Origin of the sequence: Bordetella petrii (assembly GCF_017356245.1) — a bacterium.
In the GTDB taxonomy this organism is placed as follows: domain Bacteria; phylum Pseudomonadota; class Gammaproteobacteria; order Burkholderiales; family Burkholderiaceae_B; genus Bordetella_A; species Bordetella_A petrii_D.
Genome location: NZ_JAFMZZ010000004.1, coordinates 398174 through 424992 on the forward strand (window position 1 = coordinate 398174; position 26819 = coordinate 424992).

The following is a 26819-nucleotide window of genomic DNA, read 5'->3' on the forward strand; positions in this document are numbered from 1 at the left end:
CAAGAAATCCATTTGCTTATTATCAAGACTGGCTCAATCAATCAGCGGCCTGGGCCGGTAAGGCGGCCCTGGGCGAGGTCGTCTTCTACATAAGTGCGCGGCACCGGGCTCAGGCCGAAGCCGGCCCGCAGCGCGTCGCGCACGGCCAGGCTGGAATTGACCTGGTAGCGCACGGGCACGGTCTGCCCGTGCCGGTGGAAGTTCCATTCGTGGGCATGGCCCGACAGGGTGAAGCGCAGGCAGTTGTGGCCGCGCAGCGCCTGGGGGGTGTCGGGCACGCCGTGCCGCCGGAGGTACGCAGGCGCGCCGCACAGCACATGCGGCAGCACGGTGAGCAGGCGCGCGCCCAAATGGGCTTCGAGTTCGCCGATGTTCTTGCTGACCGTTGCTGACCGCCGCGGGCGATAGCCGCAGTTGGCGGGCGGCTTGGGCAAAACTGCCCAATTGGACGACGTTGCGGAACACGCGCAGGGCGGTGAGGTGCTCCATGATTATTCACTCACAGATGATAGTGAATGCACCTTAGTGAATATTATCAATTCAGGATAGAGGGATTAGTCTGGCGGGTATGGGCTTGAACGGGGTTTCGGTTCTTGCGGCGCCCCCGGGTACTCAGGTGTCTGACTCCCGTAGGGTGCCTGACACCTTCTTAACGCGCTTCCACTGGCGCAGATCGAGCGGCTGACGGAACTGGCTTAAGGCGCCGCGCCGGAAACCACATCAGGAGCCACACCATGCCTCGCAGCGCCGACGTGCTTGCCACGGCCCTGGCCCCGGCCATCTGGGGCAGCACATATATCGTGACCACCGAATTGCTGCCGGACGGCTATCCGTTGACGGTTGCCATGCTGCGGGCCCTGCCGGCCGGCCTGCTGCTGCTGTGGTGGGCGCGCAGCCTGCCACGCGGCATATGGTGGCTGCGCAGTTTCTTGCTGGGCGGGCTGAACTTCTCGGTGTTCTGGGCGATGTTGTTTGTTACCGCCTACCGGCTGCCCGGCGGTGTGGCGGCCACGCTGGGCTCGATCCAGACGCTGATCGTGATCGGCCTGGCCCGGCTGCTGCTGGGCGCGCCGGTGCGGGGCTGGTCGGTGGCGGCCGCGCTGGCCGGCATAGGCGGCGTGGGCCTGCTGGTGTTGACGCCCGACGCGGCGCTGGACCCGCTGGGCGTGGCCGCCGGGCTGGCCGGCGCGCTGTCCATGGCGCTAGGCACGGTGCTCAGCCGCCGCTGGCAGCCGCCCGTGCCGGCACTGACCTTCGCCAGTTGGCAGCTGACGGCGGGCGGCCTGTTGCTGCTGCCCGTCGCGGCCTGGCTGGAAGCGCCGCTGCCCGCGCTGAGCATCGCCAACCTGGGCGGCCTGGCCTACCTGGCGGTAATCGGCGGCGCCTTCACCTATGCGCTGTGGTTTCGCGGGCTGGCGCGGCTGGGGCCCGCCGCGGTCGCCGCGCTGGGTTTCCTGAGCCCGGTAACGGCGGTGGTGCTGGGCTGGGCGCTGCTGGGGCAACGCCTGAACGCGCCGCAACTGGTGGGCATGATGATCGTGATCGGCAGTGTGTGGGGGGTACAGCGGGTGCAGGCGCAGGCTGCTCGCGCGCCGACAGAAGCGGCGGCGGGCACGTTAACCTGAAGTTAACAATGTTTTGAATCGCCGGCGGCCCGCCGCGGCGATGCGCTGGGTACAGTGCCCGGGAAACAAGCCGGCGGCGGTCGCCGGCCAGGAGCCAGGCACATGAAGACGTACCGCATCGCAACCATTCCGGGCGACGGCATCGGCAAAGAAGTCATCCCCGCGGGCCGGCAGGCCATGCAGGTGCTGGCCGAGGCCGATGGATCGTTCGCGTTCGAGTTCCAGGATTTCGACTGGGGCGGCGACTACTACCGCCGCCACGGCGTGATGATGCCGGCCGACGGGTTGGAATACCTGCGCGACAAGGACGCCATTTTGTTCGGCTCGGCGGGCGACCCCGACATTCCCGACCACATCACGCTGTGGGGCCTGCGGCTGAAGATCTGCCAGGGCCTGGACCAGTACGCCAATGTGCGTCCCACCCGCCTGCTGCCCGGCATCGACGGGCCGCTGAAGCGCTGCGCGGCCGGGCAGCTGGACTGGGTGATCGTGCGCGAGAACTCCGAAGGCGAGTATTCGGGCGTGGGCGGCCGCGTGCACCAGGGGCTGCCGATCGAGGCCGCCACGGATGTATCGATGATGACGCGCGCCGGGGTGGAACGCATTCTGCGCTATGCATTCCGGCTGGCGCAGTCGCGGCCGCGCAAGCAGCTGACCGTAGTAACCAAGTCGAACGCGCAGCGCCATGCCATGGTGATGTGGGACGAGATCGCGCTGGAGATCAGCCGCGAGTTTCCCGATGTGCGCTGGGACAAAGAACTAGTGGACGCCGCCACGGCGCGGATGGTCAACCGCCCCGCCTCGCTGGACACCATCGTGGCCACCAACCTGCACGCCGACATCCTGAGCGACCTGGCCGCGGCGCTGGCCGGCAGCCTGGGCATTGCCCCCACCGGCAATATCGACCCTGAACGGCGCGGCCCGTCGATGTTCGAGCCCATCCACGGCTCGGCCTTCGACATCATGGGCAAAGGCCTGGCGAATCCGATCGGCACGTTCTGGTCGGTGGTGATGTTGCTGGAACACCTGGGCGAGCACCAGGCGGCGGCGCGCATGATGCGGGCCGTGGAAAGCGCGACCGCCGACCCGGCGTTGCATACGCGCGACCTGGGCGGCACGGCGACCACCGGGCAGGTCACCCAGGCAGTCTGCCGCCATCTGCAGGCGGCGGCGGGCCAGGCGCGCGCGGCCTAGAGGCGGCGCGCCATTCATTAATAAGAAAACAGGAGACATCATGAAACTTGCAAAGAACAGCCTGCGCCGTTCGCTGGCCGGCGCGCTGTGCGCCATGGGCATCATGCTGGCGGGGGGCGCCGCCGCGCAGTCGTACCCCACCCGGCCGGTGAATCTGGTGGTGCCGTTTCCGGCCGGCGGTACGACCGATGCGCTGGCGCGCGCGCTGGGCGACGAACTGGCCAAGAGCCTGGGGCAGCCGGTGGTGGTGGAAAACAAACCGGGCGCGGGCGCCACGCTGGGCGCCGACTACGTATCCAAGGCCAGGCCCGACGGCTACACGCTGCTGATGGGCGCGGTGCACCACACAATTGCCACCAGCGTGTATCACAGCCTGAACTACGATTTCCAAAAAGATTTCGCGCCTGTCACCACGGTGGCGCTGGTGCCGAATATCCTGGTGGTGAACCCCAAGGTGCCGGCCCACAGCGTTCAAGAACTGCTGGCCCTGGCGCGCAAGGAACCGGGCAAGCTCACTTTCGGTTCTAACGGCATGGGCACGGGGCAGCACATGATCGGCGCGCAATTCCAGAACCTGGGCGGTGTGACACTGCTACACGTGCCGTACAAGGGCAGCGGCCCGCTGACCACCGACTTGCTGGGCGGCCAGATCGATATGTCGTTCGACACGATTACGCCGGTGCTGCCGCACATCAAGTCGGGCAAGCTGCGGGCCCTGGCGGTAACCACCGACCAGCGCTCGGCTGCCCTGCCCGATGTGCCCACTTTGCAGGAATCCGGGCTGAAGGGCTTCAACATGGGCACCTGGTTCGGCGTGCTGGCGCCGGCCGCCACGCCGCCCGAGGTAGTGGCGCGCCTGAATGCAGAAATGGTGAAGATCATCAAGTCGCCCGGCTTCGGCCAGCGCATGGCCGAGATCGGCGCGGTGCCGGTGGGCGACAGCAGCGCGCACATGGCGCAGCAGATCAAGGACGACACCGAACGCTACGCCAAGCTGGTGAAGCAGGCCAACGTGGCCATCAACTGAGCCCGGCGGCTTACCAGGCGGCGCCGGTGCCGCCTTGCCGCCTGTCCTGGAAGTAGTCGACCAGGAAATCGATGAACACGCGCACCTTGGCCGACAGGTGATTGCGTTCGGGAAACACGGCGTGGATGTCGGCGGGCGGCAGGGCGTAGTCTTGCAGCAGCAGTTCCAGGCGGCCCGAGCGCAGGTAGCGCGCCAGGTCCCATTCGGCGCGCTGCAGAATACCCAGGCCGGCCAGCCCCCAGGTCAGCGTGACTTCGCCATCGTTGCTGCTCAGGTGCCCGCGCACCTTGACCGTTTCACTGTGCTCGCCGCGCGTGAAGCGCCACAAGCCATAAGTTTCTTCATTCTGGCGCAGCACGATGCACTGGTGGCGCGCCAGGTCTTGCGGCGCCTGCGGACGGCCGTGTTTTTTCAGGTAGGCCGGCGCGGCGCACACCAGGCGGCGGTTCGGCGCGATGCGGCGGGCGATCAGCCGGGCATCGGGAATATCGCCGAAGCGGATGGCCACGTCGAAAGCATCCTGCACGAAATCGCCGGGTGCGTCGGTCAGCTGCAGTTGCACGTCGACATCGGGGTAGCGGCGCGCGAACAGCACGATGGCCGGGGCGATGTAGCTGCGGCCGAACCCCAGCGGCGCATTCACTTTCAGCAGGCCGCGCGGCTGCGCCTGGCGGTTGGCCATGAGCTGGTCCAGGTGCTCGATGTCGCTGAGGATGCGGCGGGCGTTTTCCAGGTACAGCTCGCCTTCGGCCGTCAGGCTGATGCGGCGCGTATTGCGGTTGAGCAGGCGCACGCCCAGGCGGTCTTCGATCTGCGCCAGCCGCTTGCTGACCGCGGCGGTGGTCACGCCCATCTCGCGCGCGGCCGCCGAAAAACTGCCGGCGCGCACCAGTTCGACCAGCAGCTGCAGTTCTTGGGACTGGCCCATGGCATTTGGCATGTTGCGGGGAATGGCGGCCATAGTAGCCCAGCCCACGGCGGGGAACAGGACTTGCATCTCATCCTTTATTATTTAGAATGAGTTTTATTTTCGTTTGTGCCAGAATGAGTGCCCGATACCCTGCGGACCGCGGCCGATGCGGCGGCGTCCGGTAGACTGGGGCAGACGGGAGCAGACTTGATGAGCAACAGCTTGTACATCGAACGGGCAGCCGAGCTGCGGGCCCTGAACGACGCCATGGCGGCGTCGCAGCCTGGCGTGCGCGCGCGCAATCTGGCGCGGGCGCTGGGCGTGTCCGAGGCCCAGTGGGTGGCGGCGCAGTGCAGCGGCGTGCGCGCCACCGCCCTGACCCGCGCCGAATCGCCGCAGGAAATCTTCCGCGAGCTGGGCACGCTGGGCGAAGTGATGGCGCTGACGCGCAACGAATGGTGTGTGCACGAGCGCCACGGCCGCTACGAATCGATCCACGCCGACGGGCCGGTGGGCCTGGTGCTGGGCCCCGACATCGACTTGCGCGTGTTCTTCAGCGGCTGGGATACCGCCTGGGCCGTCGAGCAGGACGGCAGGCACAGCCTGCAGTTCTTCGACCGCGCCGGCGAAGCGGTACACAAGGTGTACCGCACCGACGCCACCGATGCCAACGCCTACGATGCGCTGGTGGTGCGCTTCGCGGGCGAGCCGGCCTGGCCCGAAAACCTGCCCTACCCCGCCAGCGACGAGGCCGGCACCGTCAGCGACCCGCAGGCCCTGCGCGCCAGCTGGCAGGCCATGCAGGACACCCACGAATTCTTTCCGATGCTGCGCAAGTTCAAGGTGACGCGCCTGGCGGCCCTGGACGCGGCGGGCATCGACCTGGCGCAGCGCGTCGAGGCCGACACGGCCGAACACATGCTGCAGGCGGCGGCCGGATCGGGTCTGCCCATCATGTGCTTCGTGGGCAACCGCGGCATGATCCAGATCCACACCGGCGCGGTGTCGAACCTGCGCCGCACCGGCCCGTGGTTCAATGTGCTGGACCCGCGCTTCAACCTGCACCTGAACACGCAGGCCATCGATTCGGCCTGGGTGGTCAGCAAGCCCACCAGCGACGGCTGGGTGACGTCGCTGGAGCTTTACGCGGCCAGCGGCGACCTGATCGTGCAGTTCTTTGGCGAACGCAAGCCCGGCAAGCCCGAGCTGGCCGAATGGCGGCGCCTGCTCAGCAGCCTGTGCGCGCAGCCCTTGACCGCCTGACGCAAGGAGCATCATGGCAGCAAGCCTGTTGAAAACGGCAATGGCGGCGCTGGCGGCGGCATGCCTGGCCGGCGCGGCGCATGCCGCGGAAAACGCGCCGGCCCGGCGCGTGGTGGCATTGGGCGGCACGGTCACCGAGATTGTCTACGCGCTGGGCCAGGGCAGCCGCCTGGTAGGCGACGACCTGTCCAGCCTGTACCCCGAAGCCGCCACCAGACTGCCGCGCGTGGGCTATTACCGGGCCGTGCCCGTAGAAGGCGTGCTGGCCCTGAAACCCGACCTGGTGCTGGCGTCCGACCAGGCCGGGCCGCCGGCCGCCATCGCCCGCCTGAAAGAAGTGGGCGTGCCGGTGGCGGTGGTGTCCGACCAGCCCAGCACACAGTCGCTGGATGACCGCATCCGCCAGATCGCGCAGGCGCTGGGCGTGCCCGAGCGCGGCGAACAATTGGCGGGATCGGTGGACGCCGCGCTGCGCGACGCGCGCGCCCTGCCCGAATCGCACGCGCGCGCGGTGCTGATCATGAACCGCACCGGCACGCCGCTGGGCGCGGGCGGCGGCACCGCCGCGTCGCTGGTGCTGGAACTGGCGGGCCTGGTCAACGTGCTGGCCGATCAGCAAGGCTACAAACCGCTGTCGGCCGAAGCGCTGGGCGCGCTGGCGCCGCAGGTGATCGTGGTGCCGCGCATGTCGCTGGACGCGGCGGGCGGCATGGAAAAACTGCGCGCCATGCCGGGCGTGGCTGCCACGCCGGCCGCCGCCAACGATTGCATCGTCGTCATGGACGACCTGCTGGCGCTGGGTACCGGGCCGCGCCTGCCGCAGGCCATCCGCGCATTGAAGGAGACCGATTGTGTCGCTCGCCAGGGCCGGCCGTCTCGCCCGGCCGGCTAGGCGCGCCGCGCCGCCCGCGGTGCTGGCGGGGCTGGGCGCGGCGGCCCTGCTGGTGGCGCTGCTGGCCGCGCTGAGCGGCGCGGTGCACATCCCGTTGGCCGATGCGCTGCGCGTGCTGGCCACTGGCGTCTCGCAGCCCGACGACGCGCTGTGGCGCAATGTGCTGCTCGACATCCGCCTGCCGCGCGTGCTGTTCGCCGCGGTGGCGGGCGCGGCGCTGGCCATTGCCGGCGCGGCCATGCAGGCGCTGTTCCGCAACCCGCTGGCCGAGCCGGGGCTGGTGGGCATCTCGGCCGGCGGCGCGCTGGGCGCGGTGTCGGCTATTGTGCTGACCGCCGGCGGCTTTGCCGTGACCGCGCCGGCGGCGTTTGCCGGCAGCCTGCTGGCCACCGGCGCCGCCTACGCCGTGGGGCGACGCGTATCCGGCGTGGCGGGGCTGCTGCTGGCCGGCATCGCCATCAATACCGTGGCCGGCAGCCTGATCGGGCTGCTGACCTACATGGCCTCTGACGCGCAGCTGCGCGACCTGACATTCTGGAGCATGGGCAGCCTGGCCGGCGCCAGTTGGCCCCTGCTGGCGTTCCTGGCGCCCTGGACCCTGCTGTGGTCGGCCTGGCTGATGCGCCAGTGGCGCGCCATGAACGCCCTGCTGTTGGGCGAGCGCGAAGCGCAGCACCTGGGCTTCGCGCTGGTCACCGTGCGCTACAAGCTGGTGCTGGCCACGGCCCTGATCGTGGGCCCGCTGGTAGCCGCCACCGGCGGCATCGGCTTCGTGGGGCTGGTGGTGCCGCACCTGGTGCGCATGACCCTGGGCGCCGACCACCGCTGGCTGCTGCCGGCTTCCATGCTGGCCGGCGCGCTGGCGCTGACGCTGGCCGACTGGCTGGCCCGCATCGTGGTCATCCCGGCCGAATTGCCGATCGGCCTGGTCACCAGCCTGGTGGGCGGACCGTTCTTCTTGTGGCTGCTGGCGCGCGGACGCCGATTCTGATGAGCCTGCAAACCACCGACCTGGCCCTGTCGCGCAACGGCGCGCGCATCCTGTCCGGCGTGTCGCTGGCGGTCGAGCCCGGCCAGGTGCTGGGCCTGCTGGGCGCCAACGGCGCGGGCAAATCGACGCTACTGGCCGCGCTGGCTGGCGAGCTGCGCGCCGATAGCGGCGCCATCGAACTCGACGGCGCCGCCCTGGCCAGCCTGCCGCCGCGCCGCCAGGCGCGGCAGCGCGCGGTGCTGCCGCAAAAACCATCGCTGAGCTTCGACCTGGGCGTGGACGAGGTGGTGGCCATGGGGGCTTATCCGTTTCCGGAACTGGATCCGGTGGAAGTCGAAGAACTGGTGGGCCAGGCGCTGGCCCTGGCCGGCGTGCCGCACCTGGCGCAGCGGCGCTATCCCGAACTGTCGGGCGGCGAGCAGCAGCGCGTGCAGTTCGCGCGCGTGCTGGCGCAGTGCCAGGCGCAGCGCGATCCGGGCACGCCGCGCTATCTGCTGCTGGACGAGCCGATTTCCAGCCTGGATCCGAAGCACCAGATCGAGCTGCTGCGCACGATTGCCGCGCTGGCCCATGAACAGGGGCTGGGCGTGCTGGTGATCGTGCACGACGTCAACCTGGCGGCCCGCTGGTGCGACCGGCTGGTGATGCTGGGCGGCGGCACAGTGGTGGCCGACGGCGCGCCCGATGCGGTGCTGACGCCGCAGAACCTTCGCGCGGTGTACGACATCGAGGCGGATGTGCTGCCGCATCCGACGCTGCCGGGCAGATTGCTGGTACTACCAAGATAACCGCCGAGGGCATCAAGTACAGCAAGCTGGCTGCTATGCTAGCGTGAACGTCCATGCCGCCGAAAGGCCGCAATCAGCCAAGGCCCGCTATGCCGTCTGCCGCTTCGGAACGCCTGCTATTCAAACGCACCGCGCTTGTCATGTTTTGCGTGGTGCTTCTTTCTTGCATCGCAATATGGGCGGTATGGGCGCAACACCAGAATGTCGAAAACACGCGCGCCGAATTGCAGGAATCGTACCAGGTACAGGTACAGCTGCAGAACGTGTTCTCATTGATCCAGGATGCTGAAACAGGCCAGCGCGGCTACATCCTTACGGGTGACCCATCTTTTCTGGTGCCATATGACCAGGCGACTCCCGCCATCATCTCCAGTGTAGGAAGCCTGAAGACGCTGCTGCAGCGAGATGCCGAACTGCTGCGGCAGGCAGAGCAACTAGAGCGTCTGATCGAGGGCAAACAAGTAGAAATGGCGCGCACCATCGACATTCGCGACAACCAGGGGCGCTACGCGGCAAGCATGGCCGTGCAAGAGGGCACCGGCAAGATCATGATGGACAACATCCGGGTCGCCATTTCGTCGTTGCGACACGCCGAAGAAACGGCGCGGATGGCGCGGCGCGCCGTCGAAGAGCGGGAATTTCGGCAGCTGGTTGCGCTGTTCCTGACCTTGATTGCGGTGATCGTCGCCGTACTTATAGTGTCGGGCACTATCGTCTTCAAGGCCCTGAGGCAGCGCATGGCCAGCGAAGCCGCGTTGAAAGCCCGCGAGCGCCAGGCGCGGGGTTTGCAGCGCATCGCCGAGGCAGCGGGAGTCGGCCGCACATTGCATGATGCATTAGCCAACACGCTGGCCGAGCTGATGCGTCTGCTGAAAGGGCGGCACGGCCTGGCGCTATGGCGAACCTCTGCGTCAGAACAGGCTGCCGTGCGGCAAATCACTCAATCGCTCCAGCGCGACGGCACGATCGAGCATGCAGAATTCGCAACGGCGGCCGCAGACTCGCAACTGGGCTGGCCGGACCGGTACACGAACCAGGAGGTCTGGATCGAGACGCTGGCGGCGCACGAAGATACACCCGCGTATCAACGTGTGCATGTACCGGTCGCTGACGAGGCCGGCCCCAGCGCCCTATTGGTTTTAACCATAGACCAGGATGATGCTCCGGACGAAACCGTAGAGTCTTTTGCCGCGGCGGCAGGCGCACAATTGCGCCATGCGGCCGATAGGCAGCGCATCGTCAATACGCTCAATGATTCGCTGACGCGCAGCCAAGGCATCTTCAACAACGCGATCGACGGCATACTGACCATCCGGCGCAACGGCATGATCGAGGACATCAATCCAGCCGCATTGCAAATGTTCGGGTACGCCGACGCCGATGCTTCCAATATCCATATATCACGGCTTCTCGCCGACGAATTCTCCAGCCCGGGCAATTCGGAAGCGAGCCTGCACATCCATGCAGGCATCGGAGGTGTCCACGAATCGGCCGGACAACGCCAGGACGGCACCCGATTTCCCATAGACCTCGCACTTTACGAACTGGCGCTATTCAACCAGACATTGCTCGTAGCGACGGTGCGCGATGCCACCGAACGCAAACGGCTGGATCAAATCAAGAACGAGTTCATTGCCACAGTCAGCCACGAGCTTCGTACTCCGCTGACCTCTATAAGCGGGGCGCTTCAGTTATTGGAGGCCGGCGCAGGCGGAGGCTTGCCCGAAAAGGCAATGCATCTGGCCAAGATCGCGCATTCCAATAGCAATCGGCTGGTTCGCCTGGTGAACGATATTCTGGATATACAGAAAATCGAAGCAGGGCTGATTCACTTCGACCTGCGGCCGCAACCGCTGGATGCCATCGCCCACTTGGCCATAGAAGCCAACCAGGGGTTCGCAGAACGTTATGGTGTTACGTTGGAGGCTCAACTGCACTCCACCAACCTGATAGTGCTGGTTGACGCCGACCGCCTGAACCAGGTGCTGACGAACCTGATATCGAATGCGGTGAAATTCTCGCCGGAAGGCGGCGTCGTCACACTGGCGGTGCAGAAACGCGACAGCGTGGCGCAACTGGCAGTCAGCGATCATGGGCCCGGCATACCTGCGGAATTTCAAGAACGGATTTATCATAAATTCGCCCAGGCCGATGCGTCGGACCAGCGCCGCAAGGGCGGCACCGGCCTGGGCTTGAGCATTACCAGGCAGCTTGTCACACAAATGAACGGCCGGATCAGCTTCACAACCGGGCCGTCCGGCACGGTGTTCACCGTGGAAATCCCGCTGGCCCCGCAAACGCCCGACTCGACCTCCTGCAGCCAGTCATGAACGAAAGCCTTATGGAACGCCTGCGCATCCTCTACGTCGACGATGAAGACGACATCCGTGAAATCGCCGTATTCGCACTTGAACTGGACGGCGGTCTGGAGGTCAAAAGCTGCAGTTCCGGCGCACAAGCCGTAGAACAAGCCGCCGCCTGGCAGCCTCATTTGATCTTGCTGGACGTCATGATGCCTGGCATGGACGGCCCCACCACCATGCGGCGCATCCGCGAACAGCCGGGGTGCGAGCAGTTGCCGATCGCTTTCATCACGGCGCGGGCGCAAAGCGAAGAAACGCAGCGTCTGTTGGCCCTGGGCGCAGTGGGTGTAGTGCCCAAGCCTTTCGACGCGTTGCAACTGGCCCGGATTACCCGCACACTGGCACGAGGCAAGACATGACGCTCTCTCCCGACGCCACGGCCGCCTACGCCAGCATGCAGCAGCGTTTCCGGCAGCGCATAGTGACTGAAAGCCAGACACTGCATCAAACGCTGCAGGCCTTGCGCAAAGAAGGGCCCGCATGGTCGGGCCATGATGCGATGCGCCGGCTGGCGCATCAGTTGGCGGGCCTGGGTGGCACCTTCGGATTCGACGCCGTCAGCGAAGCCAGCGTGCGCCTGGAAGATACATTGATCGCACCCGCCGGGCAATACGACCGCCAAGCAATCGAAACCGCCGCGCAAGATTTATTGCAGGCCATGGACCAGGCCACCGGTATTCTGCGGTAAGGCGCATGCGTCAGTCTCGCCGGAATCCCACGCGAGTCATGGCTCCCCAGGATTGTTCCCCGCGCAGAAACTGCCACCAGCCTCTCAGCCTCCACAGGTTGCTTAGCTGCCGGTACCCGAAGTTTTCCAGCAATGCGCCCAGCGCCAGGCGCAGCAGGTCTTGTTCGGCGGGATAGCGCCGTAACCCGATCTCAGACAGCACCAGCGAAGCAATGCTGACAAACGTGCCGAACGCGAAAGTCAAACCAAGAAAGGCCAGAAGATAGTCAACACTCAACCATCCGCTTGCCCACAATAACGGAAGCAGAATGTATCCTGCCATCTCGATTGGCGGGCCCAGTACATCGACCAGCAGCACGTGCCCGAGGCCCAGCGAGCCGATACGGCCATATCGGGGGTGGAACAGCATGTTTCTGTGCTTGAAGAATGCTTCCAGCGCCCCGCGCTGCCAGCGGCTGCGCTGCCGGCCCAGCACGGCCAGTGATTCTGGCACCTCGGTCCAGCAAACCGGTTCCGGCAAAAAGACGATTTCATAGTCGCGCTGCTCGTCGAGCATGCGACGATGTATCTTGAACCCCAGCTCGAGGTCTTCTCCCACTGTGCCCAGACTGTATCCGCCTACAGCCATCACAATATCCCTGCGGAACATGCCGAACGCTCCTGATATCAGCGTCAGGGCTCCTGCGCGGCTCCAGGCCACGCGCGCGATCAAGAAAGCGCGCAAGTATTCGACCGCCTGGAATAAGGGCAGCAATTTACGTGGCGCACGGATTTCCACCACCTGGCCGCCCGCGATACGGCACCCGTTGGCCACCCGCACCGTTCCGCCTACCGCCACCGTACGCGAGGGTCGATCTATGAAGGGCTGGACCACCCGCAATAAGGCATCCGGCTCGATCAGGGAATCGGCGTCGATGGCGCAAAAGAGCGGCGCGCGCGATAAATTGATGCCGGCGTTCAGCGCATCCGCCTTGCCGCCGTTTTGTTTGTCTATCACGACCAGGTTGGCGTGCAGCGGCGACCCGTACACCTGGCGGATCGCCGCATGCGGGACCGTCGGCTCGTAAGAACGCTTCAGCGCGTCCAGATGAAACGCGCTTTTCAACACGTCCATGGTGCCGTCCCGCGACCCGTCATTAATGACGATGACTTCTATGTTCGGATAGCGAAGGGAAAGCAAAGCCTTGACGCTATCGGCTATGCTGGCTTGTTCGTTATATGCAGGCACCAGCAAGGCAATGGGCGGACAGACGTCGCCGTAGCGCTGCCACAGCTCATCAGCCGAGCCGGCGCCATCGGTCTTGTCACGGGGCGCGGCAACAATGCATAGCTGTAGCAGATAGACCAAGTCCTGGGCCACGCCGGTGGCAATGATGGCCAGCACCACGATCTGGGCGCCCTGCACCAGCAGCTGGAAGAACTCGGACATTACGCCTCCTGCCCAGGCAGGTGCAGCGCGGCGGCGTCGCGGGCCGGCGACGCGGGCCCCTGAGCAACGCGCGACAACACGGCTTGCCCCACGGCGCCGACGGCGCGCAAGGCGTCCGCGGCTCGCGAACGCACCCACCAGTTTTCGTCGTTCAATGCATCTTCCAGGCCAGGCGCGAGGTCTGCAGAAGCAACGCGGCCGGCAGCCTCGGCTGCCGCCGCCCGCACCGGCCAATACGGGTCCCGCAACAATGACCGCAGCGTTGCGGCGGCACGTGGATGCGCCAGTATCCCCAGTGCGACAGCGGCGGCTTCGCGCAGCGTGTCGTGACGCGAAGATGCCATTTCCAGAAACAGCGGCAAAGCCTCATAGCGGCCGGCGCTGGCCACCGCTTGCGCGGCGGCCGCACGCACGCGGAAATCCATTTTTTCGTCGACCGCCAACATGGCCAGATCATCAGCCTGATAGGAGGCAAGCTTGCCGAAGAGGTCCTGAATCAGGACCGAATCGCCAAACCACGCGGGGTCGGCTGCCAGGCGGGCCAGGGGCACCGGCCGGCCTTGGCCGGCCAGCGCACGTGCCGCGGCCAGCCTCACGGCCACATTTCGGTCGTCCAGCGCCGTAACCAGGGCGGCGACAACCGCATCGGCCTCGAACATTACCAAGGTTTCGGCAGCCTGACGCCGCTGCACGGATCCCCCGCGCCGCAATTTGCGAAGCAATCGCTCCTGCAAGCCGAGTGCCTGCGCCAGAGCAATCAGCCGCGTCCGCTCATCGCCCTGCACCAGATCAGCTGTGCGAAACAGCAAGTTTTCGATCATCGAAGGGCGTGCGGCGGCGACCGGCCGGATGGCAGAAATATCATGAGACGAGTCGTCCAGCCAGATGATCAGGTGGCGCGACAAGTCGCGAACCAGAGCCTGGTCTCGCAGATCGCGCCGGCGCCGATAGGCGCGCACGCAGATCAATGCGGCAAGCGCGGCCAACGCGGCCGCGCAGAGTACCCAGGAACCCCACCAGATAGCTAGCAACATACGTGCTCCATCAGAACCGGGTCGTCAGGCCCAGCGTAATGCTGTTGCGATCGTAGAGGCCCGCCCGTTTTTCGTGTGCACCGATAAGCTGGATGCTATTGCGTTCATCCAGATCGTAGGCCAGGCCGCCATAAATGGCGCGCGTACGCACCGTGATGCCATCGCTGGATTCCGGCGCATTGGCATAGCCGGCCAATAACCGCGCGCGATCCCAGGCCTGCCAGTCGGCTCGCAATGACCAGCCTGTCAGGTAATGGTTTTGTTCGTCGAGGGTGTTGATCCATCTGGCGGTCAGCCACAGGCGATCAGAGGCCAGATACTGGACCAGGCCCGGGTTCAGCGACCAGACGTTGCCTGTCACGTATCGAGCAAAGCGCCCATCCAAGGTCGCAAAAGTGGCATGACGGCCGCCCGGCTGCTGCAGGCGCGCGCTGATGCCGCTGCCCAGCGCGACTTCGGGCAACAATGACGCGTCGGGCGTTCCGCCCGCGTAGACATAGGCTGCCAGGCGTCCAGTAAATTGGTGATCGACCCGGCCTTCGATATACGTATCAGTAGTGCCAAAACGATGGCTGACGTCCATGCCGCCTGAATAAGTGGTCCGGTCATTGGCGGCATACGCCAGCCTGACCGCGCCTTCGCGCCAATGGGGCAAATCATTTGATAAATGGCTCAGGCTGCCGTTGATATCCAGCCGGAAGCGTGGCCGTTCGGCCGCCTGTACCCGGCCGCTCTGCACCAACAGGCGGGCTTGCAACAATCGGGCTTCCCGGTTGGCAGGTTCGACTGTCAGCACTTTCTGCAGTTGCGCCTGGGCCTGTGCGGTTTGATTCTCGCGCAGGGCAATGCGTGCCAATGCCAGCCGCGCATCGGCATAGTCAGGCGCCAGCCGCAGGACTTCGTTCAGGTCGGCCCGCGCGGCCTCGAGGCAGCCCGCGTCCGCTTGGGCCAACCCGCGCTGCAACAGCACGTCCGCATTCCGGGGCTCTGCGGCCGCGGCGCGCGACAGCAGTTCGATCGCTTCGTCGGTGTGGCCGGCCCGGCGCGCGCGCACCCCGTCCAGATAAAGTTGTTCGGCCGTTTGCGCCGGCATCGCCTGGCCGGCAGCCACATCCGGCATACCCACGCTCGCCATTCCGCCGGCGAACACCGCAACGCCAATCATCCAGCTGCCCAATGGCCGCATCAAACGGACTCCGGTGGGACGACCCTGACGACGCGCGACATTAGCTCTTCGGGCTTGAAAGGCTTCTGCAGATAATCGGCCGCGCCCGCGCGGAATGCACCGACAATGTCACTTTCGAGTTTGCGCGCGGTCAGCATGATGACGCGCGTGTATTGCAGCAGGCCTTCGGCGTTCAGCCGGCGCAGCAATGCGAAGCCGTCGAGGTCGGGCATCATGGCATCCAGGACAGCCAACGCAGGCCGGCGCGCCTTGATGAATTCATAAGCGGCCATCCCATCGGCAACCTGCTCGACCGTGTATCCTCTGAGAGACAGCTTGTGCTGGACGAGATCCCGCAGCAGATCGTCATCGTCCGCGATCAGAACCAGGGGTGCCGTCATGCAAGATCTCCTTAGTCGAGCAGTCCGTGCAGGGACATGCCAGCGTAGCTGGGCCAGGCGGGAAATATGTTCTCCAGCACGCCGACGGCGGCGCGCATGCGTGGCCAGTTTCCCAGGAAACTGACCCGCGAGGCGGGCGTGGTGCTTTCGCGCAGCGGCTGGTAGCCACGGCCATGCTCGATCTGCATGGGCTGGCTCAGCCGTACGATCACCTCAGTGCCTGCAACCGGGATCGCCCACAATATCGATTTCCCGCCACTATGGTCTACAGCGTAGTATTGCGTCAACTCGTCCTGCAACGGCCCGGCCTCGAGCGCAACGCGCACCGGCACTTTGTTGGACGCCCCCCAAGCCAGCAAGGGTTCGGCAGCGGCCTGGATGGCGGCCACCTCAGTACGGTAGGCCATCACTGTTATTGACCGACCGGGCATACGCACGGATGAAGCCACTTCTTTTCCGCCCGGGCTGTCCAGCACCCAGAACGGCAAGACGACATCCATGGGCATCGATCCGGCCGCGTCACCCAGTGCGAGCAGCGTGTCGCGCCATTGACGGGCAATGTGCGACGGGTTTTCGGTATATGCGGATAGCAGATAAGGTTCGATGTCATACTGGATACCGGCCAGCCGCGCAGCGGCGGCAACGGCTGACTGATATTGTTTGATGGCATTCAGCCTGCTCAGCGCATGTTCGCGGCCTGCGGCAAGAACCATGCCGGGATCGCCTTCGACTGCCCACACGGCCACGCCGCTGGCAGACGCTGCCTGCACGAAGCGCTCCAATGCCGCGGGCTCGGCCAGGCGATCGCCCGCCAGCGATACGGAAATATAGATGCTGCGGATGCCATGTTGCAGAGCCGCATCCAGCAGCGCGCCGCCCCCATCGCGCCACCGGCTTTCCGCCCAGGCCCAGCCGGCCCGCGTCGCCCGTTGCGAAGCGCCAGCCGGTAGCAATTGCACATCAGTCAAAGTCAAGGTGGCAGCCGAAGCAGGACACACAACCACTATTGAATCCCGCGCAGGCTCGAGCTCGCCTTCCGCCTGCGGCAAGGGGATATCGACAGAATCTCGTTCTTGTGCAACATCGGCCGGCCATAACCCGTCAGGATCCTGGCCGGCACTGCCCAGTCCGAGCAGAAAACCGGCATCGCCAGAAGCCGCAACGCGCAGCACGCCGGAAGCTCCGCGAGGCAGGCGAACCCCCGGGCCGCGCAGCGTCACGCCAGCGGGCCGTGCTCCTGGCCGGCAGGCAATGGTTACCCGATTTGCAGCACTATGCGCCAGAATGGCCCGCTCTTCAACGCCAAACGGCGAGGCGATCAGGCGGGGCAACAGCGGCTGCCCGAAGGGTAACGCGACAGACGCCGGTGGGCCGGGAACATCGGCCAGCACCTGAACGGCCTGAAATCGCGCGTTGCCGCCAGCGCCGGTAGCGGCCAGGCGGGGCGAAGAAGATAATGGCTGTGCCGGCATGAAGGCCCATTGCACTTCGGCATGAACAGGCAGGGGCACGTCTTGACAACGTATCGCGCGTTGCGCCGGCGATGCATTCTCTTGCCATTTCCCCGCAGTATCGAAACACAGTACAGCGGCGGGCGCCGCAGCGACGAACGCCAGGGCGGCCGCGCCACCCATGCCAGTGATCGCCAGGCGCACCGTTGAAGCCAGATACGGGCGGCTTTTGAGTGGCAATGAGGCCAGGAATTGCTGTCTGCCGGTTCTGCCCCGTTGCGCTCGCCTGGTCAGGATTCCAATAACGCGAGAAGTTGGCATGATTCTCATTATTGGATCAGAGGCCTCGAATGAGCTACATCATATCCCGGTCGACGGGAATCTGTCCCCTCGCTTGATCACTCATCCGGCAAGACGCCTTGCACGTCGCAATGCCTGAAGCACCCGCACGCCGCCAGCGTATCAACTGGCCAGCGCCTTCATCTCGGCATACAGATCGGCCTTGCCTTCGAACCCGATGCCCGGCAGTTCCGGCAGGGTGACGATGCTGTCTTGCACCCGCACGCCGTCCGGAAATCCGCCATAGGGCTGGAACAGGTCCGGGTACGATTCGTTGCCGCCCAGGCCCAGGCCGGCCGCGATGGCCAGCGACATCTGGTGGCCGCCGTGCGGAATGCAGCGCGAGGCCGACCAGCCGTATTCCTTCAGCATGTCCAGCGTGCGCAGGTATTCCACCAGCCCGTAGCTGAGCGCGCAGTCGAACTGCAGCCAGTCGCGGTCGGGCCGCATGCCGCCGTAGCGGATCAGGTTGCGGGCATCCTGCATGGAAAACAGGTTTTCGCCGGTGGCCATCGGTTTGTCGTAATGGTTGGCCAATTCGGCCTGCAGAGCGTAGTCCAGCGGATCGCCCGCTTCTTCGTACCAGAACAGGTCGTACTGCGACAGCGCCTTGGCGTATTCGATGGCGGTCTTCAGGTCGAAGCGGCCGTTGGCGTCGACGGCCAGGCGCTGGCCCGGGCCCAGCAGCTTCAGCACCGCCTCGATGCGCTGGCAGTCTTCGGCCAGCGACGCGCCGCCGATTTTCTTCTTCACCACTGAATAGCCGCGGTCCAGGTAGCTTTGCATTTCGCGCCGCAGGCCGTCCAGGCCCTGGCCCGGCCAGTAGTAGCCGCCGGCGGCGTACACGAACACGTCGCGCCTGGCCTGGCCATTGCCGTAGCGTTCGGCCAGCAGCTGGTACAGCGGCTTGCCCTCGATCTTGGCCACCGCATCCCATACCGCCATGTCGATGGTGCCCACCGCCACCGAGCGTTCGCCGTGGCCGCCGGGCTTTTCGTTGGTCATCATGGCGGCCCAGACCTTGTGCGGGTCGAGGTTGTCGCGCGCCTGGTCGCGCAGGCTGGCCGGATCGGCTTCCAGAATGCGCGGCGCGAAACGGTCGCGGATCAGGCCGCCCTGGCCGTAGCGGCCGTTTGAATTGAAGCCGTAGCCGATCACGGGTTTGCCGTCGCGCACCACGTCGGTTACCACGGCGACCAGGCTGAGCGTCATCTTGGAAAAGTCGATGTACGCATTGCGGATATTGGACTTGATGGGACGCGTGGACTCGCGGACTTCGACGATCTTCATAAAGAAAGGCTCCGGCAGTGACGGGGGCGGCGCCGGCGTGCCGGCGGATGATGCAGCGTATTATCGGGGCCGTGCGGCACGCTTGCCCAATGCCGTTTTTTTCTGCTTTCATGCTTTGTAGGCATCGCCCATGAACCTGTCCTGGCTGGAAGACTTCCTGGCCCTGGCCGCCAGCGGCAATTTCTCGCGCGCCGCGCAAGACCGCCACATGACGCAGCCGGCCTTCAGCCGCCGCATCCGCGCCCTGGAAGACTGGCTGGGCGTGGCCCTGTTCGACCGCGCCACGCATCCGGTGGCGCTGACCGAAACCGGCGAATGGTTCCGCGCCACCGCGCAAGAGATCCTGGGCCGGGTTGCGCGGGTGCCCGACGAGGCGCGCGCCGTGGCCGCCGCCGGGTCGGCCACGCTGCGCTTTGCCGCCACCCACGCGCTGTCGCTGACCTTCCTGCCGCAATGGCTGCGCGGCCTGGAATCGCGCACCCCCATCGGGCCGATCCAGCTGGTGTCCGACATGCTGCAGCAATGCGAAGCCTGGATGCAGCAGGGCCGCGTGCAGTTCCTGCTGTGCCACACCCACGCGCAGGCCCCCGGCCGCCTGGACACGCCGGCTTACCGTTCACTGAAAGTGGGCACCGACACGCTGGTGCCGGTGTGCGCGCCAGACCGCACCGGGCGGCCGCGCCATGCCTTGTCGATGCGGGCCCGCAAGGCCGTGCCCCTGCTGGCGTACAGCGCCGAATCGGGCCTGGGCCGGCTGGTGCGCGCGCTGCTGGGCGCCTCGCTGCCGCAGGCGCGGGTCGAGCCCGTGTTCACCGCCCACCTGGCCGCGGTGCTGAAAAGCATGGCGCTGGACGGGCGCGGCGTGGCCTGGCTGCCGCACAGCATGGTCGACGCCGAACTGCGCGACGGCCGGCTGGTCGAGGCGGGCGACGCATCCTGGCGCCTGCAGGCCGATATCCGCCTGTTTCGCCCGGACGAGACGCTGGCCCCGGCCGCCTGCGCCTTCTGGCGGGCGGTGCAGGCCGCGCACGGCGAATAGCGGGAACTATTCCTTTGTGCGGCATCTAATTTCCAGAAGAACAATATACGCACGATATGGACCTGAACTGGCATCAGCAACTCGGCAGCAGCCTGCTATGGCTGCTGGGCAGCTTTGCCATCGCGGGCCTGGCCTCGGCGGCCCTGGTGTGGGCCCTGGCGCACGGCACGGCCTGGGGCCGCCAGTTCTGGCGCCTGGCCTGGCCCTACCTGACGCCGCGCCGCAGCTGGCGCCCGCTGGGCAGCCTGGTGCTGCAACTGCTGCTGACGCTGGCCGCGGTGCGCATGACGGTGCTGTTCTCGTACTGGTACAAGGGCTTCTACGACGCCCTGCAGGCGCTGAACATGGCCGCCTTCTGGACCATGCTGGTCATCTTCGGCGTGCTGGCCACCGTGCACGTGGCGCGCGCCCTGGTCGACTACTACGTGGGCCAGGCGTTCGAGATCGACTGGCGCACCTGGCTGAACACGCACCTGACGCACGACTGGCTGGCGGGCAACGCGTATTACCGCGGCCAGTTCCTGGACCACCCGATAGACAACCCCGACCAGCGCATCGAACTGGACATTGCCTCGTTCGTGACCGGCTCGCGCACCCTGGCGCTGGGCGCGGTCAGCGCGGTAGTGTCGCTGGTGGAATTCACCGCCATCTTGTGGCATTTGTCCGGCCCGCTGCAGCTCGGCAGCCTGGAAGTGCCGCGCGCCATGGTGCTGCTGGTTTATCTTTACGTGATCGTGGCCACGCTGCTGGCCTTCAAGGTGGGGCGGCCGCTAATTGGCCTGAACTTTCTTAGCGAACAGCTGACGGCAAACTTCCGCTACGCGCTGGTGCGCCTGCGCGAAAACGCCGAGAACGTCGCCTTTTACCAGGGCGCCGAAGTCGAGCGGCAGACACTGGGCACGCGCTTCGCGGCGTACATCGGCAACCTGTGGGCCCTGATCCGCCGCACGCTGAAATTCTCGGGCCTGAACCTGGCGGTGAGCCAGGTGGCGGTGGTGTTCCCCTTCATTTTGCAGGCGCCGCGCTTTTTCAGCGGCGCCATCAAGCTGGGCGATGTCATGCAGACCTCGCAGGCCTTCGGCCAGGTGCAGGATGCGCTGTCGTTCTTCCGCACCTCGTACGACGCCTTCGCGCAGTACCGCGCCACGCTGACCCGGCTGGACGGCTTCCAGGACGCCAACCGGCAGGCACGCAAGCTGCCCGGCATGCGCATCGACACCCTGGCCGATGGGCTGCGCATCGAAGGCATGACCGTGCAGCGCCCCGACGGCCAGGTGCTGCTGCAAGACCTGCACCTGCAGCTGGCGCCCGGGCAGGCCCTGCTGATCAAGGGCCCGTCGGGCAGCGGCAAGACCACCCTGCTGCGCGGCCTGGCCGGGCTGTGGCCGTACGCGCAGGGCCAGGTGCGGCGCCCCGTGGGCGGCCAGGCATTGTTCCTGTCGCAGCGCCCCTATCTGCCGCTGGGCGACCTGCGCACCGCCATCGCCTACCCCGCCACGGCCACCCCGGCCGACGACGCGCGCCTGCAAGACGTGCTGCGGCAGACACAGCTGGGGCACCTGGCGGGCGCGCTGGACCAGACCGGCGACTGGTCGCGCATTCTGTCGCTGGGCGAACAGCAGCGCCTGGCCTTCGCGCGCGTGCTGTTCAACCGGCCGGCCATCGTGTTCATGGACGAAGCCACCTCGGCCACCGACGAAGGGCTGGAACACGCGCTATACGGCCTGCTGCGCAGCCAGCTGCCCGACTGCATGATCGTCAGCGTGGGGCATCGCAGCACGCTGGATGCCTTCCATGACATGGGCGTCAGCCTGGACGGCCAGGCGGGCTGGAAGCTGGCCAGCATTCCTGCCGCGCCGCTGGCCGCGGCATAAGGCGGCCGGCACGCGGCGCCCCGGCCGTGGCGGGTCAGCCTTGGCGCAGCGGAAACGTCATGTCCCCATAACGCACAAAGCGCGATCCGCGCGACAGCCGATAGCCCGCCCAGATCAGCAGGAATACGGGAATGCCAATATACGTGGCCCCGGCGCCCACCCAGTCGATGCGGTCTTGCAGAAAGGCCTGGTAGTTCTGGCCCAGCGTGATGACCAGGCACAGCACGAAAGCGAAAATCGGCCCGAACGGAAAAAACGGCGATACATAAGGCAGGTCGGCCAGCCGGTTGCCCTGCGCCACATAGCCGCGGCGAAAGCGATAATGGCTGATGGCGATGCCCAGCCATGCAATGAAGCCCGTCATGCCCGACGTATTCAGCAGCCAGATATAGACCTGGTTAGGGCTGAACACAAACGACAGAAAGCACAGCGCGGCCAGCGCGGTGGTGGCCAGCAGGGCCAGCACCGGCACGCCGCTGGCCGACACCCGCCCGAACACCGCCGGCGCCTTGCCTTCGCGCGCCAGCGCGTACAGCATGCGGGTGGCCGCGTACATGCCGGAATTGCCTGCCGACAGCACCGAGGTCAGCACCACCGCATTCATCACCGACGCGGCCGCCAGCAGGCCGGCCCGGTCGAAAATCAGCGCGAACGGGCTGACACTGATGTCGGTAACGTCGTTGCGCAGCAGCTGCGGGTCGGTATAGGGGATAAGCAGGCCGATCACGCCGATGGCCAGCACGTAAAACAGCAGAATGCGCCAGAACACCTGGCGCACCGCGCGCGGAATATTGCGCGCCGGGTCTTTGGATTCGCCGGCGGCAATGCCGATCAGTTCGGTGCCCTGGAAAGAAAAGCCCACCACCATCGCCACGCCGATCAGCGCGGCGAACCCGCCGGCAAAAGGCGCGTCGCCCACCGTCCAGTTCTGCCAGCCGCCGGTTTCGCCGCCGCGGATAATGCCCAGCAGCATCAGCACGCCCAGGGCAATGAACGCCAGCACGGCAATTACCTTGATCAGCGCGAACCAGAATTCCGCCTCGCCGAAGCCGCGCGCCGACAAGGCATTCAGGCCGAAGGTAATGGCCAGGAACAGCGCGCTCCAGTACACGCCCGGCACATCGGGAAACCAGTAAGCCATGACCAGCTGCGCCGCCACCAGGTCCACGGCCACCGTCACCGCCCAGTTGTACCAGTAGTTCCAGCCCAGCGCGAAACCGAAGCCCGGCTCGACATAGCGCGAGCCATAAGTGGAAAACGAGCCCGCCACCGGCATGGCCGCGGCCAGTTCGCCCAGGCTGGTCATCAGAAAATAGACCATCAGGCCGATCAGCGCATAACCCAGCAACGCCCCGCCCGGGCCGGCCTGCGCAATGGTGTTGCCCGACGCCACGAACAGGCCCGTGCCGATAGAGCCGCCCACGGCAATCATGGACAAATGGCGGGATGCCAGCGTGCGCCGCAGCCCGCCGGGCGTGGACACGTCTTTGCTGGGCATGCCGGCGGCGTGGCGGGTATCGGATTCGGCCAAGATGGGGTTCCTGTGAATGGCGGGGCGCCCTGGAAGGCTGGCAACCCCGCAAAACCAGGAAGAATAACGCGTCCCGCCCAGGCCCAGGGCGGTGCACAGGACTAGTCCTGCGCGGCGACCCGGTCCAGCGCCGCCATGGCGCCGGCCGGCAGCGCCAGCGAACCGGCGGCCAGGTTTTCCTGCAAATGCGCCAGCGACGACGTGCCCGGAATCAGCAGAATATTGGGCGAACGCCGCAGCAGCCAGGCCAGCGCCACCTGCATGGAGGTGGCGCCCAGGTCTTGCGCCACCTGGGACAGCCCGGCCGATTGCAGCGGGCTGAAGCCGCCCAGGGGAAAGAACGGCACGTAGGCGATGCCATCGCCCGCCAGGGCGTCGATCAGCGCGTCATCGCCACGGTGCACCAGGTTGTAGTGATTTTGCACGCACACGATCGGGCACAGGCCGCGGCCCTGGGCAAGCTGCGCGGCGGTCACGTTGCTGAGGCCGATGTGCCTGATCAGGCCTTGCTGCTGCAAACCCGCCAGCACCGCCAGGGGTTCCTCGATCGACCCTTCGGCCGGGCCATGCACGTCGAACATAATGCGCAGATTCACCACGTCCAGCACGTCCAGGCCCAGATTGCGCAAATTGTCGTGCACCGCCTGCGTCAGTGCCCGCGGCGAATAGGCGGGCAACCAATTGGCCTGGTCGTCGCGCACCGCGCCCACCTTGGTCACCATGGTCAGGTCCGGGCGATAAGGGCTGAGCGCCTCGCGGATGATCTGGTTGGTAATGTGCGGGCCATAGAAATCGCTGGTGTCGATGTGCGTTACCCCGCTTTCCACCGCCGCGCGCAGCACCGCCACGGCGGCGGCGCGGTCCTTCGGCGGGCCGAAGACTTTGGGGCCGGCAAGCTGCATGGCGCCGTAGCCCATGCGGGACACCTTGCGTTCGCCCAGCAGATACGTGCCGGCCTGGTCGACATGGTTCATGGCAGTCACCTTGAATAATGAAGCGCCCAGTCTAGGCCTTGACCCGCCGCTCGATAAGTACGCACAATCAGCACAGTTTGTGCGGAAATCCGGACAATGAAAACCAACTTGAGCGACCTGAACGCCTTCGTCGCCGTCGTGGCGGCCAAGGGCTTTCGCGGCGGCGCCCGGCAAAGCGGCGCCAGCGCATCGGCCGTCAGCGAAGCCGTGCGCCGCCTGGAAACCCAATTGGGCGTGCGGCTGCTGCATCGAACCACGCGCTCTGTAGTACCCACCGAAGCCGGCCAGCGCCTGCTGGAACGCCTGGCGCCGGCGCTGGGCGAGGTAGAGGCGGCGCTGGATGTCGTCAACCATTTCCGCGACCGGCCTGCCGGCACGCTGCGCCTGAACGTGCCCGTCAGCGCCGTGCGCCTGGTGCTGCCCGCCATCGTGCCCGGTTTTCTGGCGGCTTATCCCGACATCGTGCTGCACGTGGTGGCCGACGACAACTTTGTCGACGTGCTGGCAGAAGGCTGCGATGCCGGCATCCGGTACGACGAGCGGCTGGAACAGGACATGATCGCCGTACCAATTGGTCCGCGCGTACAGCGCTTTGCTTGCGCGGCGGCGCCGGGTTATCTGAAGCGCCATGGCCGGCCCAGGCATCCCCGCGAGATCCTGGAACATTCATGCCTGCGTTTTCGCTTTCATAGCGGAGTAATGCCGGCCTGGGAATTCAAGCGGAAAAAAGAGATGCTGAAGCTCGATCCCCCGGCGAAGCTAATCGTACAGGCAGGCGCGGCAGTCGATCTGGCCATCGAGGCGGCGGCGGCAGGGACGGGAATGATTTATTTGTTCGAGGACTGGCTACGGCCGTACCTGGACCGCGGAGAGCTCGAACCGGTGCTGGAAGACTGGTGGCCGGAGTTTTCAGGGCCGTTTCTTTATTACCCGGGGCGAAGATTGGTGCCGGCGGCGTTGAAGGCATTCGTGGAGTATGTGCGGGAATGCAATATCAACCAGGGGCAGGCACTGGTCTGACCAGTTCAAGCAGCAGAAAGGCCTCCAGAGCGTAACTTTCCGTTTATTCTGATTGACATTTCCTAACCTTCGGAGCAATGTCACCAACGTTTCAACACGGGGATTAATTTCGATTTACTGGGGCGTGGGTTTGTAGATTTATCAGCAAGTACTGATAAACGCGGCACATGCTAGCTCGCCACAACAGGAGACAGTTCTAAATGAACGACAGAGTGGACGACATAAGCAATTCGAAAGGAATCAGCCGCCGCACCCTTCTCAAAATGGCAGCCACCACAGGCGCTGCCGCGATAGTCTCGCCGCGTATTGTCATGGCGGCCGGCGAGCAACCCGTGAAGTTCGGCGTAGACAATCCGGTGACGGGAACCTACGCAATCACCGGCAGGAATGAGTTGCAAGGCATGCAACTCGCCATCGAGGAAATCAATGCCAAGGGCGGCATCCTGGGGCGCCAGGCCGTGCTGGTCGTTGAAGATTCAACCAGCGGCGATGCCGGGGTGGCGGTACAAAAAGCGCGCAAACTCATCGACCGTGACAAGGTCGATTTTCTTATCGGCAATGTGAATTCCGGCCTGACCGAAGCCATTTCCCAGGTGGCGCACGCGAAAGGCGTATTCATGCTGGACCCGGGCGGGCACGCCGACCCCATCACCGGCACCGAATGCCACTGGAACGTGTTCCAGACCTGCCCTTCCACCACCTTGCTGGTCAACGCAATCGCGCCCGATCTGATCAAACGCTTCGGCAAGAAGTTCTACTTCCTGGTTCCCGATTACGCGTTCGGCCATGGCCTGCTGCAAGCCTATAACGCCAACCTGAAAAAGTATGGCGCCACCAACGTCGGCGCCGACCTGATCCCCCTGGGCACCGCCGACTATTCCTCTTACCTTATCAAGGCGCAGTCGGCCAGCCCGGACGTAATCGTCATTCTGCAAAACGGTGACGACCAGACCAACGTCCTGAAGCAGGCGGTACAGTTCGGCCTGGACAAGCGCTTTCACATCGCGGGCGCGAACATCGAGCTCGAAACGCTGGAAGCGCTGCCGCCGAACGCGCGCATCGGCAACTGGGTCATCGAGTGGTACTGGAACCAGCCCGATGTGCCGCACGTGCAAGCGTTCGTCGACGCCATCAAGAAGAAGACCGGCCGGGTGCCCACAGCGCGCACCTGGTTCGGCCACACATCCATCCACGCCTGCGCGCTGGCGGCCGCAAAGGCAAAATCGCTGGATGCGGTGAAGATGGCCAGGGCGCTGGACGGGCTTGTGCTGCCGCCCGAGGTCGCGCTGCAGCCTGGCCAGGCCGTCTATCGGGCCGACCAGCACCTGCTTATCGGCACGCTGTGGGCCGGCCACGCGCAGACCCAGGGCAAGGGCGACGACGACCTGTTCCATATCGATACCATCATCGATAGCAAAACCATCGCGCCAACCATCGCAGAAGCCGGCTGCAAGATGTCCTGGCCCACCTGACGGCCTGCGCCATTGAACAACCGGGCCCATCCGCGCGCTAGCGCGGATGGCCCGGTTCG

Annotated in this window: 24 protein-coding genes and 1 pseudogene; 14 read left to right on the forward strand and 11 right to left on the reverse strand. The window is 65.7% G+C overall.

The window, feature by feature from the left end; translation table 11 throughout:
- Positions 1-41: 41 nt before the first annotated feature.
- Both J2P76_RS23840 and J2P76_RS23845 read right to left on the reverse strand, forming a co-directional pair.
- Positions 42-329 (reverse strand): LysR substrate-binding domain-containing protein, encoded by a 288-nt coding sequence (locus tag J2P76_RS23840; RefSeq protein ID WP_431603444.1) that lies wholly within the window; start codon positions 327-329, stop codon positions 42-44.
- Between the two features lie 100 nt (positions 330-429).
- Positions 430-489 (reverse strand): annotated as a pseudogene (locus tag J2P76_RS23845) (hypothetical protein); the annotation flags it as partial.
- 245 nt (positions 490-734) lie between these two features.
- Here J2P76_RS23845 and J2P76_RS20030 point away from each other — a divergent pair.
- From J2P76_RS20030 to J2P76_RS20040, 3 genes are all read left to right on the forward strand, one after another.
- Positions 735-1625 (forward strand): EamA family transporter, encoded by an 891-nt coding sequence (locus tag J2P76_RS20030; protein ID WP_207409605.1) that lies wholly within the window; start codon positions 735-737, stop codon positions 1623-1625.
- Positions 1626-1727: 102 nt separating this feature from the next.
- Positions 1728-2819, forward strand: a complete 1092-nt coding sequence (locus J2P76_RS20035; protein WP_207409606.1) for a tartrate dehydrogenase — start codon at positions 1728-1730, stop codon at positions 2817-2819.
- A gap of 40 nt (positions 2820-2859) precedes the next feature.
- Complete coding sequence (locus J2P76_RS20040) at positions 2860-3846, forward strand: tripartite tricarboxylate transporter substrate binding protein (protein ID WP_207409607.1); 987 nt, start codon at positions 2860-2862, stop codon at positions 3844-3846.
- Between the two features lie 10 nt (positions 3847-3856).
- Here the strand turns inward: J2P76_RS20040 and J2P76_RS20045 are convergent, their stop codons facing one another.
- The gene (locus tag J2P76_RS20045) at positions 3857-4774 is read right to left on the reverse strand and encodes a LysR family transcriptional regulator (protein ID WP_207409608.1); all 918 of its coding nucleotides are present in this window, start codon (positions 4772-4774) and stop codon (positions 3857-3859) included.
- Between the two features lie 192 nt (positions 4775-4966).
- On the opposite strand from J2P76_RS20045, the gene J2P76_RS20050 reads away from it, so the two are divergent.
- From J2P76_RS20050 to J2P76_RS20080, 7 genes are read left to right on the forward strand one after another with little or no spacing between them, the layout of a single operon-like run.
- Positions 4967-6019 carry a hemin-degrading factor gene (locus J2P76_RS20050; RefSeq protein ID WP_207409609.1) on the forward strand — a complete coding sequence of 351 codons (1053 nt, stop codon included), beginning with the start codon at positions 4967-4969 and terminating at the stop codon, positions 6017-6019.
- Positions 6020-6032: 13 nt separating this feature from the next.
- On the forward strand, positions 6033-6911 hold the full coding sequence (locus J2P76_RS20055; RefSeq protein ID WP_431603434.1) for a heme/hemin ABC transporter substrate-binding protein: 879 nt from the start codon (positions 6033-6035) through the stop codon (positions 6909-6911).
- A gap of 19 nt (positions 6912-6930) precedes the next feature.
- Positions 6931-7902: an iron chelate uptake ABC transporter family permease subunit gene (locus tag J2P76_RS20060; RefSeq protein ID WP_207410595.1), complete on the forward strand. Its 972-nt coding sequence runs from the start codon at positions 6931-6933 to the stop codon at positions 7900-7902.
- The gene (locus J2P76_RS20065; RefSeq protein ID WP_207409610.1) at positions 7902-8690 is read left to right on the forward strand and encodes a heme ABC transporter ATP-binding protein; all 789 of its coding nucleotides are present in this window, start codon (positions 7902-7904) and stop codon (positions 8688-8690) included. The genes J2P76_RS20060 and J2P76_RS20065 overlap by 1 nt, the downstream gene beginning before the upstream one ends.
- 53 nt (positions 8691-8743) lie before the next feature.
- A complete protein-coding gene (locus tag J2P76_RS20070) occupies positions 8744-11020 on the forward strand; it encodes a CHASE3 domain-containing protein (RefSeq protein ID WP_207409611.1) in 2277 nt (758 codons plus the stop codon).
- The gene (locus tag J2P76_RS20075) at positions 11017-11412 is read left to right on the forward strand and encodes a response regulator (protein WP_207409612.1); all 396 of its coding nucleotides are present in this window, start codon (positions 11017-11019) and stop codon (positions 11410-11412) included. Before J2P76_RS20070 ends, J2P76_RS20075 begins: the two co-directional genes overlap by 4 nt.
- The gene (locus J2P76_RS20080) at positions 11409-11741 is read left to right on the forward strand and encodes an Hpt domain-containing protein (RefSeq protein ID WP_207409613.1); all 333 of its coding nucleotides are present in this window, start codon (positions 11409-11411) and stop codon (positions 11739-11741) included. The genes J2P76_RS20075 and J2P76_RS20080 overlap by 4 nt, the downstream gene beginning before the upstream one ends.
- Before the next feature lie 10 nt (positions 11742-11751).
- Here the strand turns inward: J2P76_RS20080 and J2P76_RS20085 are convergent, their stop codons facing one another.
- From J2P76_RS20085 to J2P76_RS20110, 6 genes are all read right to left on the reverse strand, one after another.
- Positions 11752-13170, reverse strand: a complete 1419-nt coding sequence (locus J2P76_RS20085) for a glycosyltransferase family 2 protein (RefSeq protein WP_207409614.1) — start codon at positions 13168-13170, stop codon at positions 11752-11754.
- Positions 13170-14204: a HEAT repeat domain-containing protein gene (locus J2P76_RS20090; RefSeq protein ID WP_207409615.1), complete on the reverse strand. Its 1035-nt coding sequence runs from the start codon at positions 14202-14204 to the stop codon at positions 13170-13172. The genes J2P76_RS20085 and J2P76_RS20090 overlap by 1 nt, the downstream gene beginning before the upstream one ends.
- A 10-nt stretch (positions 14205-14214) precedes the next feature.
- Positions 14215-15390 carry a YaiO family outer membrane beta-barrel protein gene (locus J2P76_RS20095; RefSeq protein ID WP_207409616.1) on the reverse strand — a complete coding sequence of 392 codons (1176 nt, stop codon included), beginning with the start codon at positions 15388-15390 and terminating at the stop codon, positions 14215-14217.
- Complete coding sequence (locus J2P76_RS20100; RefSeq protein ID WP_207409617.1) at positions 15390-15770, reverse strand: response regulator transcription factor; 381 nt, start codon at positions 15768-15770, stop codon at positions 15390-15392. The genes J2P76_RS20095 and J2P76_RS20100 overlap by 1 nt, the downstream gene beginning before the upstream one ends.
- An 11-nt stretch (positions 15771-15781) precedes the next feature.
- On the reverse strand, positions 15782-17542 hold the full coding sequence (locus tag J2P76_RS20105) for a hypothetical protein (RefSeq protein ID WP_207409618.1): 1761 nt from the start codon (positions 17540-17542) through the stop codon (positions 15782-15784).
- Between the two features lie 141 nt (positions 17543-17683).
- On the reverse strand, positions 17684-18850 hold the full coding sequence (locus tag J2P76_RS20110) for a mandelate racemase/muconate lactonizing enzyme family protein (RefSeq protein WP_207409619.1): 1167 nt from the start codon (positions 18848-18850) through the stop codon (positions 17684-17686).
- A 130-nt stretch (positions 18851-18980) separates the two neighbouring features.
- Here J2P76_RS20110 and J2P76_RS20115 point away from each other — a divergent pair, with 130 nt between their 5' ends.
- Positions 18981-19889, forward strand: a complete 909-nt coding sequence (locus J2P76_RS20115) for a LysR family transcriptional regulator (RefSeq protein ID WP_207409620.1) — start codon at positions 18981-18983, stop codon at positions 19887-19889.
- Between the two features lie 56 nt (positions 19890-19945).
- Positions 19946-21763 carry an ABC transporter ATP-binding protein/permease gene (locus J2P76_RS20120; protein ID WP_207409621.1) on the forward strand — a complete coding sequence of 606 codons (1818 nt, stop codon included), beginning with the start codon at positions 19946-19948 and terminating at the stop codon, positions 21761-21763.
- 34 nt (positions 21764-21797) lie between these two features.
- Here J2P76_RS20120 and J2P76_RS20125 read toward each other — a convergent pair whose 3' ends face one another.
- Both J2P76_RS20125 and J2P76_RS20130 read right to left on the reverse strand, forming a co-directional pair.
- Positions 21798-23261, reverse strand: a complete 1464-nt coding sequence (locus tag J2P76_RS20125) for an amino acid permease (RefSeq protein ID WP_207410599.1) — start codon at positions 23259-23261, stop codon at positions 21798-21800.
- A 134-nt stretch (positions 23262-23395) separates the two neighbouring features.
- A complete protein-coding gene (locus J2P76_RS20130) occupies positions 23396-24268 on the reverse strand; it encodes an aldo/keto reductase family oxidoreductase (protein WP_207409622.1) in 873 nt (290 codons plus the stop codon).
- Positions 24269-24364: 96 nt separating this feature from the next.
- On the opposite strand from J2P76_RS20130, the gene J2P76_RS20135 reads away from it, so the two are divergent.
- On the forward strand, positions 24365-25288 hold the full coding sequence (locus J2P76_RS20135; protein ID WP_207409623.1) for a LysR family transcriptional regulator: 924 nt from the start codon (positions 24365-24367) through the stop codon (positions 25286-25288).
- A gap of 200 nt (positions 25289-25488) precedes the next feature.
- Positions 25489-26760, forward strand: coding sequence for an ABC transporter substrate-binding protein (locus J2P76_RS20140; protein ID WP_207409624.1), 1272 nt, complete (start codon positions 25489-25491; stop codon positions 26758-26760).
- Positions 26761-26819: the final 59 nt, after the last annotated feature.